The 13908-nt window shown below is 61.5% G+C and carries 14 protein-coding genes and 1 tRNA gene; 11 read left to right on the forward strand and 4 right to left on the reverse strand.

The features are described from left to right. The first annotated feature begins 155 nt into the window (after nt 1–155). From ASD12_RS07970 to ASD12_RS07990, 5 genes are all read left to right on the forward strand, one after another. Nucleotides 156–308, forward strand: coding sequence for a hypothetical protein (locus ASD12_RS07970; RefSeq protein WP_056583734.1), 153 nt, complete (start codon nt 156–158; stop codon nt 306–308). 17 nt (nt 309–325) lie between these two features. Further along, nucleotides 326–1243: a site-specific tyrosine recombinase XerD gene (locus ASD12_RS07975; RefSeq protein ID WP_056583738.1), complete on the forward strand. Its 918-nt coding sequence runs from the start codon at nt 326–328 to the stop codon at nt 1241–1243. A gap of 99 nt (nt 1244–1342) precedes the next feature. Beyond that, entirely contained in the window at nt 1343–2293 is a 951-nt protein-coding gene (locus ASD12_RS07980) for an acetyl-CoA carboxylase carboxyltransferase subunit alpha (protein ID WP_056583741.1), read from the forward strand. A 216-nt stretch (nt 2294–2509) separates the two neighbouring features. Then, nucleotides 2510–3808 (forward strand): murein L,D-transpeptidase family protein, encoded by a 1299-nt coding sequence (locus ASD12_RS07985; protein ID WP_056583744.1) that lies wholly within the window; start codon nt 2510–2512, stop codon nt 3806–3808. 9 nt (nt 3809–3817) lie between these two features. Beyond that, a complete protein-coding gene (locus ASD12_RS07990; protein WP_056583747.1) occupies nt 3818–4060 on the forward strand; it encodes a sulfurtransferase TusA family protein in 243 nt (80 codons plus the stop codon). 3 nt (nt 4061–4063) lie between these two features. Here the strand turns inward: ASD12_RS07990 and ASD12_RS07995 are convergent, their stop codons facing one another. Continuing rightward, nucleotides 4064–5173 (reverse strand): GTP-binding protein, encoded by a 1110-nt coding sequence (locus tag ASD12_RS07995; protein ID WP_056583751.1) that lies wholly within the window; start codon nt 5171–5173, stop codon nt 4064–4066. 70 nt (nt 5174–5243) lie between these two features. Further along, nucleotides 5244–6407 (reverse strand): D-alanyl-D-alanine carboxypeptidase family protein, encoded by a 1164-nt coding sequence (locus ASD12_RS08000; RefSeq protein WP_056583915.1) that lies wholly within the window; start codon nt 6405–6407, stop codon nt 5244–5246. A gap of 213 nt (nt 6408–6620) precedes the next feature. Here ASD12_RS08000 and ASD12_RS08005 point away from each other — a divergent pair, with 213 nt between their 5' ends. The 3 genes from ASD12_RS08005 to ASD12_RS08015 all read left to right on the forward strand — a co-directional run bounded on the left by ASD12_RS08005 (nt 6621) and on the right by ASD12_RS08015 (nt 8631). Continuing rightward, nucleotides 6621–7784 (forward strand): M20 aminoacylase family protein, encoded by a 1164-nt coding sequence (locus ASD12_RS08005; protein ID WP_056583754.1) that lies wholly within the window; start codon nt 6621–6623, stop codon nt 7782–7784. An 85-nt stretch (nt 7785–7869) separates the two neighbouring features. Continuing rightward, nucleotides 7870–7946, forward strand: a tRNA-Arg gene (locus tag ASD12_RS08010). A 253-nt stretch (nt 7947–8199) separates the two neighbouring features. Continuing rightward, nucleotides 8200–8631 carry a potassium channel family protein gene (locus tag ASD12_RS08015; protein WP_056583756.1) on the forward strand — a complete coding sequence of 144 codons (432 nt, stop codon included), beginning with the start codon at nt 8200–8202 and terminating at the stop codon, nt 8629–8631. 13 nt (nt 8632–8644) lie between these two features. Here ASD12_RS08015 and hemN read toward each other — a convergent pair whose 3' ends face one another. Continuing rightward, a complete protein-coding gene (gene hemN, locus ASD12_RS08020) occupies nt 8645–9994 on the reverse strand; it encodes an oxygen-independent coproporphyrinogen III oxidase (protein WP_056583919.1) in 1350 nt (449 codons plus the stop codon). Between the two features lie 154 nt (nt 9995–10148). On the opposite strand from hemN, the gene ASD12_RS08025 reads away from it, so the two are divergent. Then, nucleotides 10149–10877, forward strand: a complete 729-nt coding sequence (locus tag ASD12_RS08025; protein WP_056583759.1) for a Crp/Fnr family transcriptional regulator — start codon at nt 10149–10151, stop codon at nt 10875–10877. On the opposite strand, the gene ASD12_RS08030 is transcribed toward ASD12_RS08025, so the two are convergent. After that, nucleotides 10874–11290: a hemerythrin domain-containing protein gene (locus ASD12_RS08030; protein ID WP_056583760.1), complete on the reverse strand. Its 417-nt coding sequence runs from the start codon at nt 11288–11290 to the stop codon at nt 10874–10876. The genes ASD12_RS08025 and ASD12_RS08030 overlap by 4 nt on opposite strands. A gap of 252 nt (nt 11291–11542) precedes the next feature. On the opposite strand from ASD12_RS08030, the gene ccoN reads away from it, so the two are divergent. Both ccoN and ccoO read left to right on the forward strand, forming a co-directional pair. Further along, entirely contained in the window at nt 11543–13153 is a 1611-nt protein-coding gene (gene ccoN / locus ASD12_RS08035) for a cytochrome-c oxidase, cbb3-type subunit I (protein ID WP_056583922.1), read from the forward strand. Between the two features lie 11 nt (nt 13154–13164). Further along, on the forward strand, nt 13165–13896 hold the full coding sequence (gene ccoO, locus ASD12_RS08040; RefSeq protein ID WP_056583763.1) for a cytochrome-c oxidase, cbb3-type subunit II: 732 nt from the start codon (nt 13165–13167) through the stop codon (nt 13894–13896). Nucleotides 13897–13908 lie beyond the last annotated feature (12 nt).

The raw sequence follows: 13908 nt of genomic DNA on the forward strand, positions 1-13908 counted from the left end.
TGCGTCAAGCGTGGCAAGCACCTTGAGCCTGATATGGCTGACCTCTGCATCAGAAGTTGCTAGCGGGCCTCAGCTTCTTCCTTGAATTGGCCGGATTGGCGTCCCATAAGGGGACAGGGTTTGGAAACGCAGAACAAGAAGACGGGCGAATATTGATGCCGACACTGTTTCGCTTTGTCGTTACGCTCGCGATTCTGGCTGGCATTGCCTATGGTACGATGTTCGCACTGGTGATGTTCGTCGAGCCCAAGAAGGGGGAAATGAGCGTGCGCATCCCTCCGGAAAAGCTCAATCCCAAGAAAAGTTGAATGACAAGAAAAGCTGAATGAACAGCGCCGCCCGCATCGAAGCCTTTCTGGAAATGATGAGTGCCGAGCGGGGTGCTGCCGAAAACACGCTTTCCTCCTACCGCCGTGACCTCGAAGACGCCTCAAGCGAGATCGATGGCGGTCTCGCCGGCGCGGCCGCTGCCGATATCCGCGCCTATCTCGACGACATCGCCGCCCGTGGCTTTGCCGCCACGTCGCAGGCGCGCAAACTGTCGGCGATCCGCCAGTTCTTCAAATTCCTCTACGCCGAAGGCCTGCGCGGCGATGACCCGACCGGCACGCTGGACAGCCCGAAAAAGGGCCGTCCGCTGCCCAAGACGATGAGCGAGGCCGACACCGCTAGGCTGATCGACCGCGCGGCACTTGAGGCCGGCGATGCTGCGCTCGGCAACAGTGAATGGCTGGCTTCGCTGCGGCTGCATGCGTTGGTCGAGGTGCTTTATGCCACCGGCCTGCGCGTTTCCGAACTGGTCGGCCTGCCGGTGACGGTGGCGCAGCGCGATGACCGCTTCTTCATGGTGCGCGGCAAGGGCGACAAAGAGCGCATGGTGCCGCTCTCGGCCAAGGCGCGCACAGCGATGAAAAGCTGGCTTGCCGCCCGCGCCAAGGTTCCCGCCTTCGCCGACAGTCCGTTCCTGTTTCCGGCCGCCTCCGACAGCGGCTGTCTCTCGCGTCAGGTCTTCGCGCGCGACCTGAAAGGGCTGGCGGCAAGAGCCGGCATCGCCTCGGCGAAGATCTCGCCGCATGTGCTGCGCCATGCTTTCGCCAGCCATCTCCTGCAGAACGGCGCCGATCTCAGGGCCGTGCAGCAATTGCTCGGCCATGCCGACATATCGACGACACAGATTTATACCCATGTGCTGGAAGAGCGGCTGGTGCGGCTGGTCAACGATCATCATCCGCTTGCCGACTAGACCTCATATCGCTATGTGAGGACGACATTCCACCGCCCGGAGCCTTGTATTCAAGGGTTCCGTCAGCCATTGCCTTCCGACGTATCGGTCCGCTCACGCATGTATAATTACCTCGATTTCGAAAAGCCGGTGCAGGACCTCGAGGGCAAGATCCTTGAGCTGAAGAAGCTTGCCGAGAACGGCGAGGCGGTGGATGTTGGCGACGAGATCAGCCGTCTCGAGAAGCGCTCCCGCGACGCCCTGCGCGACGCCTACAAGGCGCTGACCCCGTGGCAGAAGGTGCAGGTGGCGCGCCATCCCGACAGGCCGCATTGCGTCGACTACATCAAGGGTCTGTTCAACGATTTCACGCCGCTGGCCGGCGACCGCAATTACGGCGAGGACCAGGCGATCGTCGGCGGCTTCGCCCGTTTTCGCGGCGAGCCTGTCGCCATCATCGGCCAGGAAAAGGGTTCCGACACGACCAGCCGGCTGAAGCACAATTTCGGTTCGGTGCGGCCGGAAGGCTACCGCAAGGCGGTGCGGCTGATGGAACTCGCCGACCGCTTCAAGATCCCGTTGCTGACACTGGTGGACACCGCCGGCGCCTATCCCGGCGTCGGTGCCGAGGAGCGTGGCCAGGCGGAAGCCATTGCCCGCTCGACTTCGGCCTGCCTTGGCCTGAAAGTGCCATCGATCTCGGTGGTCATCGGCGAAGGCGGCTCGGGCGGCGCCATCGCGATCGCCACCGCCAACCGCGTCTACATGCTCGAACATTCCATCTACTCGGTGATCTCGCCGGAGGGCGCCGCCTCGATCCTGTGGCGCGACACGACGCGGTCGAAGGACGCGGCGACCAACATGAAGATCACCGCGCAGGATCTTCTGGAGTTGAAGATCATCGACGCCATCATTCCCGAGCCGCTCGGCGGCGCGCATCGTGGCGCCGAAACCGTGATTGCCGCGACCGGCGACCTGATCGCCAGGACGATGAAAGAGTTTGCTGGCGCCAACACCGATTTCCGCGAGCAGCGCCGCGAGAAGTACCTGGCTATGGGCCGCAGTCTCTGACCACGTGCAGCCTTGCCCGCCACAATGTGGCGGTCCGGAGCATTTTTGCCACAAAAATGCCGCTGCATTCGGCTCAATGGAACAGCCGCGAGGGGACGCGTCGACACTTGCGGTAAGGAATTTTCAAGGTTAACGGGCTTAGGGTCCGCCCACGTTCAATGCAGTAGCCGTGGCACAAATTGCCCTGGCGCCAGAGAAAAGACGATATCCGCAGCCATGTTTGTCAAGATTGCCCGCACCGGACTTCTGATCGCCGCCCTCGGCGTTGCCGGCTGCAACAATTCGTCGATGAAGGATTTTGCCCCGGAGGCCAATAAGCCGCTGCCCGACAAGATCCTCGCCGACATGAAGGCCAAGGGCATGGTCCGCACTTCCTCGGTGATGGCCCGCATCTTCAAGGAAGAGGGCAAGCTCGAAATCTGGAAGGCCAAGACCAATGGCCGGTACGACATGGTGGCCAGCTACGACATCTGCAAATGGTCGGGCAAGCTGGGCCCCAAATACACCGAGGGTGACCGCCAGGCGCCGGAAGGCTTCTACACGGTGCGGCCGTCGCAGATGAATCCCCGCTCGAACTACCATCTGTCCTTCAACATCGGCTTTCCCAACGCCTATGACCGCGCCAATGGCCGCACGGGTCAGAACCTGATGGTGCATGGCGCTTGCTCGTCGTCGGGCTGCTATTCGATGACCGATGCGCAGATCGAGCAGATCTATGCCTTTGGCCGCGACGCGTTTCAGGGCGGGCAGACCGAGTTCCAGGTCGAGGCCTTTCCGTTCCGTATGACCGCCGCCAACATGGCGCGCTATCGCAACGACCCGAATTACGAATTCTGGAAGATGCTGAAGGTCGGCTACGACAATTTCGAGATCACCAAGGTTCCGCCGAAGGTCGATGTCTGCGAAAAGCGTTATGTCTTCAACCAGGTTGCCGCTGACGGCCAGACATTCGATCCGACCGGCGCCTGCCCGGCGACGACGCAGCCTGATTCGCTGAAAAGCGCCTACAATTCCTACATGAGCACCTATGACGCGGCTTTCAACAGCGCGGTCAAGGCCAGCGTGCCCCCACCCAAGCCGACCATCGCCGGCATCAAGGAAGCCAGCATCGTCTCCGACTGGTCCAAGCGCCGGGCGCGCGGCGAGCGCGTGCCGATCGACCCGCCGTCGCTCAACAATGACGGCACGGTCACCGAGACGGCGCGCATGGGCCGCATCGATTCGCCGGCAGGCCGCAAGATGGCCGCCCTCGACGCCGAAAAGGCCGCCAAGCAGAAGGCCGAAGAGCAGAGGCTGGCTGCCGTAGAGGCGGCCAAGCAAGCCAAGGAAGCCGCCAAGGCCCAGGCTCTGGCTCAAAAGGAGGCCGAGAAGGCCGCCAAGGAAGCCCCTGTCGCCACCGCGACCATCGTGGCCCCTTCCGAAGCCGCGCCAGTGGCCGAAACGGAGGCGGTAAGCGCCGATGAGAGCCGTGTGACGAAGCTGAAGAACAAGTTGCTCGGCATGTTCGGCGGTTGATTTTCACCCGTGGCTGACCGCGCCGATATCTATGACCTCAAGGGACTGAACTGTCCCTTGCCCGTGCTCAAGGCGAAGAAACGCCTGGCCGGGATGCAAGCGGGCAGCCAGCTGTGGCTCGAAACCACCGATCCGCTGGCCGTGATCGACATTCCGGCATTCTGCTCCGACAGCGGCCACCGTCTGATCGAAACGGCGTCGGTATCAGGCGGCCATCGCTTCCTGGTCGAGCGAGGCGAACAGCAATCGTAGGATTTACCGTCCGGCAATAGCCAGCGGGTTGTTTTCCAGCGCCGCGCGGTCGGGCGTGTCGATCGACGGCCGGTTGGTGAAGGCGGCGAACAGCCTGCGGATATAATCTTCCGGCATGTCGAGCGTGATCAGCACCAGCCGCGTGCCGCGCTTGCCATCGGGCCAGGACGACAATTGCACCGGCGGATGCAGGATCTTCTGCACGCCATGGATCACCAACGGCCGCGACGGGTCTTCCCGGAGCTCGATGACGCCTTTCATCCGCAGCAGGCGCTCGCCATGGGTCGAACGCAGCAGGTCGAGAAACATCTCGATGGCTGAAAACGGCACCGGCCCGTCATGCACCAGCGAATAGGAACGCACGCGCGAATCGTGGCGATGGCCGTGGTCATGGCCATCTTGATGATCATGGTCATAATGATGGTGGTCGTGATCGTGCGCTGCTTCCTCGCCAAGCCAGCGCCGCACGTCGGCGGATTTCGTCGCCGGATTGTAGAGGCCGCAGTCAAACAGCGCCACCACGCCTGTCCCCGTGTCGGCGACATCGAGCAGTTCGGCGCCTGGATTGATCTGCCGCAGGCGTGCCCGCAGTGTTTCCAGTTCGCTGGGATCGGTGGCCAGATCGGCCTTGCTGAGCACGATGCGGTCGGCGACGGCGACCTGCTTGACCGCCTCGACATGGGCATCGAGCGTGGCATTGCCGTTGACTGCATCGACCAGCGTGATGACGCCGTCGAGCCGGAAGGCCTGGACAAGCGCGGGATGCGCCATGATCGACTGCAGCACCGGCGCCGGGTCGGCAAGGCCGGTGGTCTCGACGATGACGCGGGCAAGACGGGCGATACGGCCGGTCTGCAGCCGGTCGACCAGATCGGCCAGCGTATCGACCAGCTCACCGCGCACCGTGCAGCACAGGCAGCCGTCGGAAAGCTGGATGATGCCGTCTGAAGACTGCTCGACCAGCAGATGGTCGATCGCCACCTCGCCGAACTCGTTGATGATGACCGCCGTGTCGGCCAGCGCCGGATCCTTGAGCAGCCGGTTGAGCAGCGTCGTCTTGCCGGCGCCGAGGAAGCCGGTCAGCACCGAGACGGGGATCGGGAAGCCGCTCATCGAACTCTATCTGTCTGTTTGAGCATGATCTTTTTCCGAAAACCGGTGCCCACTTTTCGGGATCATGCTTCTAGTTCGCAACCTTGGCCGGCTGGTCGCCCTGCGCGGCGGAGCCGGCAATCTTCGGACCGGTGCCGGCCGGCGCCGGTCTGTCGGGCCGCCAGCTGGGGATCGGCACGTCGGCGTATTCCTGGCCGCCGTGATCGAGGATGGCCTTCGGCGCCGGACCGGTGGCGCCGCCAAGGCCGACGGCAACCAGCGTCGGCACATGGTCGAGCTTTTCCTGATAGGGCGATTTCGGCACGTCCTTGGCGACGGCCGGCGGCGCTTCGGACTGTTCCTCAGGCGCCTTCTTCTTGCAGACCTCGTCATGCATGTCGTTGGGCGAGACCGTGTCGCCGTAGGGCGCCAGCGTGGTGACAGTGGCCGAACCGGCGGCAGGCGTGTCAAAACCCTGGTCGAGCAATCTCGCGGCGGTCTCGGCACGGGTGACTGCCGACTTCTCACCAAGCACGACCGCGACCAGCGTGCGCCCGTTGCGGGTCGCCGAACCGATCATGTTGAAGCCGGAGGGGCAGACAAAGCCGGTCTTCATGCCGTCGGCGCCGGGATAGCGGCCGATCAAGAGATTGTAGTTCGGGATCGCCTTCTTGCCGACGGCAAGACCTTCGATCGAAAACCACGGCACATATTGCGGAAATTCACGGCGGATCGCCATCACCAGCACGGCGAGGTCGCGCGCCGTCGTGTACTGGTCCGGCGAGTAGAGCCCGTTCGGATTGACGAAATGCGTGCCGTTCATGCCGAGCCGGGTCGCCTCGGCATTCATCCGCTCGGCAAAGGCTGCCTGCGAACCGCCGACATTTTCGCCGACGGCCATGGCGATGTCGTTGGCCGATTTGACCAGCATCATCTTCAACGCATTGTCGAGCCGCATCACCGAGCCCGGCTTGAAGCCCATCTTGCTTGGCGGCTCGGCGGCGGAGTGTTTCGTCACCTTGATCGGCGAATCAAGCTGCACTTCGCCGGCCGCGATTGCCCGAAAGGTCACATAAGCGGTCATCAGCTTGCTCAGCGACGCCGGATACCAGCGCTTGAACGCATCCTGGTGCTGCAGGATCTTTCCGCCGTTGAGGTCGAACACAACCACCGGATTGGCCAGCGCCGGCCCGGCCACGACCGTCAGCGCCATTGTGCCAGCCGAGAATAGTTTGAAGAAATGCCTGTGCCGCATGATCAAATCCGAAATCGCCTCTTGCCGTAGTCGCCCCTGGCTCCGTAAGATTTCGTTACGCGATCGCCAGCATGATAGGTCCGACCCTCAAAAACCGGACCGCATCGTTGCGGTGCTATTTACTCTATGTGACGCCAACATGGCAAAGTGCCTGGCGATCACAATTGCAAGGCGGATAACACCCGCCTGCCCCAACAGCGAGATGGAACCATCATGCCAATCCTGAACCGTGCCGCCGAAATGCAGGACGAAGTCGCCGGCTGGCGCCAGCATCTGCACCAGACGCCAGAACTGAACTTCGACGTCTTCAAGACCGCTGCCTTCGTCACCGAGAAGCTGAAAGCCTTCGGTTGCGACGATGTGGTCACCGGTCTCGGCAAGACCGGCGTGGTTGGCATCATCCGCGGCCGCCAGGGCGAAGGCCCCACCATCGGCCTGCGCGCCGACATGGACGCTCTGCCGCTCAACGAGACCACCGGAAAGCCTTACGCCTCGACCATTCCCGGCAAGATGCATGCCTGCGGCCATGACGGCCACACGGCGATGCTTTTGGGTGCCGCGAAATATCTCGCCGAGACGCGCAACTTCACCGGCTCCGTGGCGGTGATCTTCCAGCCGGCCGAGGAAGGCGGCGGCGGCGGCAACGAAATGGTCAAGGATGGCATGATGGAGCGTTTCGACATCTCCAAAGTGTTCGGCATGCACAACATGCCGGGCCTGCCTGTCGGCCAGTTCGCCATCCGCCCGGGTCCGATCATGGCGGCGACGGCCGAGTTCACCATCACCGTGCGCGGCAAGGGCGGCCATGCGGCCATGCCGCACGGCACGATCGACCCGATCGTCATCACCAGCCAGCTGGTCGGTGCCTTGCAGACCATCGCCTCGCGCAGCACCGACCCGGTCGAGGCCGTGGTGGTGTCTGTGACCAAGTTCCACGCCGGCGATGCCTACAACATCATTCCGGAAACCGCTGAAATCGCCGGCACCGTGCGCACCTTGCGCAAGGAAATCGCCAAGAAGTCGGAAGAGCGAATCCGCACCATCTGCGACGGGCTGGCGACCGCGTTCGGCGCCAAGATCGAGGTCGACTACCAGGCAAACTACCCCGTGACCTTCAACCACGCGGAAGAGACGGTGTTTGCCAGCGATGTCGCAGCCGGTGTCGCCGGCGACGCCCATGTCCACCGCGGCATCCAGCCGGTGATGGGCGGCGAGGATTTCTCCTACATGCTCGAAGCCCGCCCCGGCGCCTTCATCTTCATCGGCAATGGCGACACCGCCGGTCTCCACAACCCGGCCTACGATTTCAACGACGAGGTCATCCCGCACGGCATGAGCTACTGGGTGAAACTGGCGGAAACCGCCCTGGCCGCCTGATACCTTCAACGCCAAGAGTTGGCCGAATTGCCTTCGGCCAGCCTCTTGGCGAAACGATCCGAAGCGGCTATGTGTCGGGCCGCGTGGTCCCGTAGCTCAGTAGGATAGAGCGGCAGATTCCTAATCTGTAGGTCACAGGTTCGATTCCTGTCGGGATCACCAATGTTTTCAAATACTTGGCGAATTGACGCCGTACTTTTTTGCAGGATTTTTGCGAAATAAGTACGGCGAATTTCGCAGACCTTCAGTCGTTGGGCATGCCTGCCCTAACGACGAAATGGCCGAAATCTGAGATTCAGTCTGAAGAGTTGAGTGTCAGCTTCCGTTTCAGAAGCTTCCGCGCTTTCCGACCTTCGTCGGTATTCAGATTGATCTCACACAAGGACGAAAGGCTCACGACGGCTACACTCCGCGCATGATTCTCAATCTGCTCATCGGCACTGTCGTCATAAGCCTGACGGTCTTGATCCATACCTTTGGTCTGATCGCCATTACACACGCGATGGGACACCTGGTCGCCCGGTTTCGCATGCACGGACGCCGCAGCCGTATCGTCGCGATGGTCAGCGTGGTGATGGGACTCTTTGCCGTCATGACCGCAGAGGTCTGGCTCTGGGCAGGACTATACCGGTTGCTGGATATCTTCGCCGACTTCGAAACCGCACTGTACTTTTCGACCATTACCTTTTCGACCGTCGGCTACGGCGACATCGTGCCCGCCCATGGGTGGCGTGTCCTGGCGGCGCTGGAGGGCGTAAACGGGTTCTTGCTAATCGGCTGGTCGACCGCCTATCTGATCGCGGCAGGCACCCGCATCGGCCCGTTCAAGGCCGGCGAACATTTCTGACGGGAGCCAATGCTCAGACCGCCACCGAATGCCTGGCTTTGCCGGTTTCGAAATATTTGTCGAACTTTGCCGCGATGCTCCTGACAAAGGGCCGGCTTTCCGCCGGCACGACGAAGCGGTCACCGTCAAGTTCAAGCAACCGCGCAGGATCGTGAAGGGCTGTGGAACTCGCTTTGACGAGAAGCCTTTGACCGGCTTCGCCAAAGCGCTCCACCAGATCGATCGCGGAGAAGCCGAAGTCACACATCAGCCGCTCGATGATCCAGCCGCGAACGCGGTCGTCATCGGAAAACGCAATCCCACGGACCGCGGCCAACCCGCCGTCTGCGACCATGCGCCCATACTCGGAGGTCGAAGGCATGTTCTGTGCATAGCCTTGCCGAAATTGGCTGATGGACGATGGGCCGAGGCCGATCAAGGTTTCGCAACGATCCTCGGTGTAGCCCTGAAAATTCCGGTGCAAAGTCCCGGCGCGTGCCGCCAGCGCCAGCGCATCGCCCGGTTTGGCGAAATGGTCGAGCCCGATTGCTTCGTATCCATTGTCCACGATCGCTTGCGCGGCCAGTTGCGACTGGGCAAAGCGCTCCGCGGGACCCGGCAACCAGGCCTCGTCGATCATCGTCTGATGTTTCTTGAACCATGGTACATGCGCGTAGCCAAAAAGCGCGATCCGATCCGGTTCCAGGGTCAGTGCCTGCGTGACCGTGGAGGCAACGCTCTCCCTGGTCTGGTGCGGCAGTCCGTAGAGCAGGTCGAGGTTGACGGATTCGACGCCACGCGAACGAACGCCGTCGACAACCGTCTTGGTCTGCAAGAACGTCTGCTCGCGGTTGATCGCCTTTTGCACCTTCGGATCGAAGTCCTGAACGCCGAGGCTCGCCCTTGTCATGCCGATTTCGGCAAGCGCGTCGAGGCGGGCATCGTCCATATCGTTGGGTTCGATTTCGACACTGATCTTGGCGCCGGGAAGGAACGCGAAGCTGTTGCGCAGGACGGTTCCCAGCGCCACCATGTCCTCCGGTTTGAGCATCGTCGGCGAACCGCCGCCGAAATGGACGGCACGCACGCGGCCCTTTCCTGCGACAAGACTGGCGACCGTTGCGATCTCGGCATGCAGTGACCGCAGATATGTGGTCACCGGTTCGTAGTGGCGTGTCTGCTTGGTATGGCAGGCACAGAACCAGCAGAGCTTGTCGCAGTAGGGGATGTGAAGATAGAGCGAGATCTCGGCACCCTCGTCGAGCGCCTGCAGCCAGTCACGACAAACGGCAGCGTCAACGCTTGCATTAAAATGCGGCGCCGTCGGGTAGCTCGTGTAGCGCGGCACGTTCTCACCAAGTCTGGCAACTAATTCTGGCCGCATGTTTCTATCCGCTCCGCCTTGCATGGCACGACATTGGTCCCATTGGACGTCGGCAGCCTTGATTTCGGTCAAAGCCATCCACGGACAAACTGCCGCAAGGATTTTCCTGCCGCCGATGCTATCTTGCCGGCATTTGGGTCCTCGGACGATCATGATGACAGTGCGTCAGGATGTTCACAGCACCGGCATTCCCGTGCTTTGCCAATCGTGCGAAGCACGCCACCGTGGCGTCTGCGGCGCGCTCGATCCCGATCAATTGGTCGGGCTCGCCAAGACCTCATCGAAGCACACGATCGAATCGGGGGCAGAACTGATCGGCGACGCCGAGACCGTCGATAGCTATTCGAACGTGCTTTCCGGCGTGGTGAAGCTGACAAAGAGTCTTTCCGACGGGCGCCAGCAGATTGTCGGGCTTCAGTTCGCCCCCGATTTTCTGGGGCGTCCATTCAAGGTGGAAAGCGCGATCAACGCGGAAGCGGCAACGGCCGTCTCGCTGTGTTCGTTTCCAAGGGCGTCCATCGAAAGGATGATGAGGCAATCGCCGGACCTCGAGCATCGCCTGCTCAAGCAGACACTGAACGAACTCGACGAAGCCCGCGACTGGATGGTCACGCTGGGACGCAAGACCGCCGCTGAAAAAGTGGCGAGTTTTCTGCTGATGATCGCTAGAAACATCGATCCCACGCTCGATCCAGCCACCAATGCGACGAGCTTCGAGCTACCGCTCACGCGTGCCGACATCGCCGATTTCCTCGGCCTGACGATCGAGACGGTGAGCCGCCAGTTGACCCGGCTGCGGACAGACGGCGTGATCCAGATCGACAACAACCGCCATGTGACTGTGGACAGCCTTGCTCGGTTGGCGAGCCGCTCCGGCGCCTAGTCTCGGTCGACGATCCCGATCATCGGCAGGACATGCTCGCGTTCAAACGCGATGTGCCGGCGCAAGTTCTCGAACAGGCCGCGCAACATGAAACCGATGGCTTCGGGGTTCCCGACCGTCTCGCCATGACCGATGGCCAGCAGAATTTCGGTCACCTCACCGGCAAAGCATTCGTCTTCCACATGTTCGGCCCGCAATCGCCGGGTTGAGGCAAGGTTCGCATTGCTGCCGGCCCCAGCGTCCTCGTAAGCGGGAAAGATGACCGCCTCTTCGTATTGATGAATGTTGCGCAGCAGCGGAACGATCGCGTTGGCCGCGCCGAGGCACTTCATTCGATCGACGCTGGGCAAGGCGTCCGCGATTCTTTCCAGGGCGTCGCAGAGCTGCAGCTTTTCCCTGTGCGCGCGCTTCATCACCGCGGCCGGGACCACTTCCCTGCTGGATCGATCAGTTGCTGCGGGGTTTTTATCGCCTGCTTTGAGCAGCGACGACCCCGGCCCATTCTTCCGGCTCAACGGCGGCCTCCGTTCATGTGCAAGAGCACGCTGCCCAATCAGATGGGGTTGAGCTTTGACATGGATCAAGGCGGCGACAACGCGGCTGCTGAATTGGTGTCCCACGTGGATCGGCGTCCGCGCATCGGAATCCGAGGTCGGGGATATCTCATGAAGTTCGGCACAGAAATCGTCGCTTTGAGCCTTTTCACATTTGCGGCCCTGGTGGCTGCGGGCTTCGGCATGGACGAGCCATTTCGACAGCACATGTGGGTGCTGTTTTTTGTGTTGCTCGGTTTTGTCGGCATCCTCATCCGCAACACGAGCTTCGAAGCTGCCGCTCCGATCGACCCATCCGCTTACATGGATGGTCCAATCCGCTACGGCGCCATCGCCACCATGTTCTGGGGTGTCGTCGGTATGCTGGTCGGCGTGGTCATCGCCTTGCAGCTCGCCTACCCCGATCTCAACATCCAGCCCTGGTTCAACTTCGGCCGTTTGCGGCCACTACATACGTCGGGCGTCGTCTTCGCTTTCGGCGGCAACGCATTGCTTTGCACGTCACTATACGTCGTGCAACGCACCTGCCGCGCGCGGCTGTTCGGCGGCGATCTCGCCTGGTTCGTGTTCTGGGGTTACCAGCTTTTCATCGTCATGGCCGCGACCGGCTATCTGCTCGGCATCACCGAGAGCCGGGAATACGCCGAACCCGAATGGTATGTGGACATCTGGCTGACCATCGTCTGGGTCGCCTATCTGATCCTGTTCCTGGGCACGATCTTCAAACGCAAGGAACCGCACATCTACGTCGCCAACTGGTTTTATCTCTCCTTCATCGTGACCATCGCGATGCTGCATGTGATCAACAACCTGTCGATGCCGGCCTCGTTCCTGGGCTCCAAGAGTTACTCCGCCTTTTCCGGGGTCCAGGACGCCCTGACGCAATGGTGGTATGGCCACAACGCCGTCGGCTTCTTCCTGACCGCCGGCTTCCTCGGCATGATGTATTACTTCGTGCCCAAGCAGGCGAACCGGCCAGTCTACTCCTATCGGCTGTCGATCATCCATTTCTGGGCGATCATCTTTCTCTACATCTGGGCCGGGCCGCATCACCTGCACTACACCGCCCTGCCCGATTGGGCACAGACGCTCGGCATGGTGTTCTCGATCATGCTGTGGATGCCGTCATGGGGCGGCATGATCAACGGCCTGATGACGCTGTCCGGCGCCTGGGACAAGCTCCGCACAGATCCCATCATCCGCATGATGGTTATGGCCATCGCCTTCTACGGCATGTCGACCTTCGAAGGTCCGATGATGTCGATCAAGGCGGTCAATTCGCTGTCGCATTATACTGATTGGACCATTGGCCACGTGCACTCCGGCGCACTCGGCTGGGTCGGCATGATCTCGTTCGGCGCAATCTACTTCATGGTGCCGAAGCTCTGGAACCGTGAACGGCTCTACTCGCTGAGGCTCGTCACCTGGCACTTCTGGCTGGCGACACTCGGCATCGTCGTCTACGCCGCCGTCATGTGGGTGTCCGGCGTCATGCAGGGCCTGATGTGGCGAGAATACGACGAGCAGGGCTTCCTGGTCTATTCCTTCGCCGAAACCGTCGCCGCCATGCACCCCTACTATGTCATGCGCGCCATCGGCGGAGCCATGTATCTCTCGGGCGCCCTGATCATGGCCTGGAACATAGCCATGACCATCCTCGGATACCAGCGCGAGGAGGAGCCGATGCCGGGCTCCGTTCCCGCCCTTCAGCCTGCCGAATAAGGAGCCAGAAAATGGGCTTGATGGACAGACACGCACTGATCGAGAAGAACGCTACGCTTCTTCTCGTCGGCTCCCTCCTTGTGGTGACCGTCGGCGGCATCGTCGAGATCGCACCGCTCTTCTATCTCGACAACACGATCGAGAAGGTGGAAGGCATGCGGCCCTATTCGCCGCTCGAACTTGTCGGGCGCAATATCTATGTGCGCGAGGGCTGCTACCTCTGCCACAGCCAGATGATCAGGCCGTTCCGCGACGAAGTCGAGCGCTACGGCCACTACAGTCTGGCTGCCGAGTCGATGTACGATCATCCTTTCCAGTGGGGATCGAAGCGCACCGGGCCGGACCTCGCCCGAGTAGGTGACCGCTATTCGAATGCATGGCACGTCGCGCATCTTTCCGATCCACGTTCCGTGGTGCCGGAATCGATCATGCCGAGCTATGCCTTCCTGAAAGACGCGCCGATCGAGGTGAAGGATTTCTCGACGCATCTGGTCGCCAACCGGCGTGTCAGTGTCCCCTACGACGACGACATGATCGCGCACGCAAATGCTGATTTGATGGCGCAGGCCGACCCCAACGCCGACACATCCGGCCTCGAAGCCCGCTACCCCAAAGCCAAGATCGGCGACTTCGACGGCAACCCGCAACAGGTCACCGAGATGGATGCCCTCGTCGCCTATCTGCAGATGCTCGGGACGCTGGTCGATTTCAAGAACTACGACGAAGCCGCCGGTTTCCGCTGAGGAGTTTTATCC

The sequence above is a fragment of the Mesorhizobium sp. Root102 genome (assembly GCF_001425625.1).
Classification (GTDB): Bacteria; Pseudomonadota; Alphaproteobacteria; order Rhizobiales; family Rhizobiaceae; genus Mesorhizobium.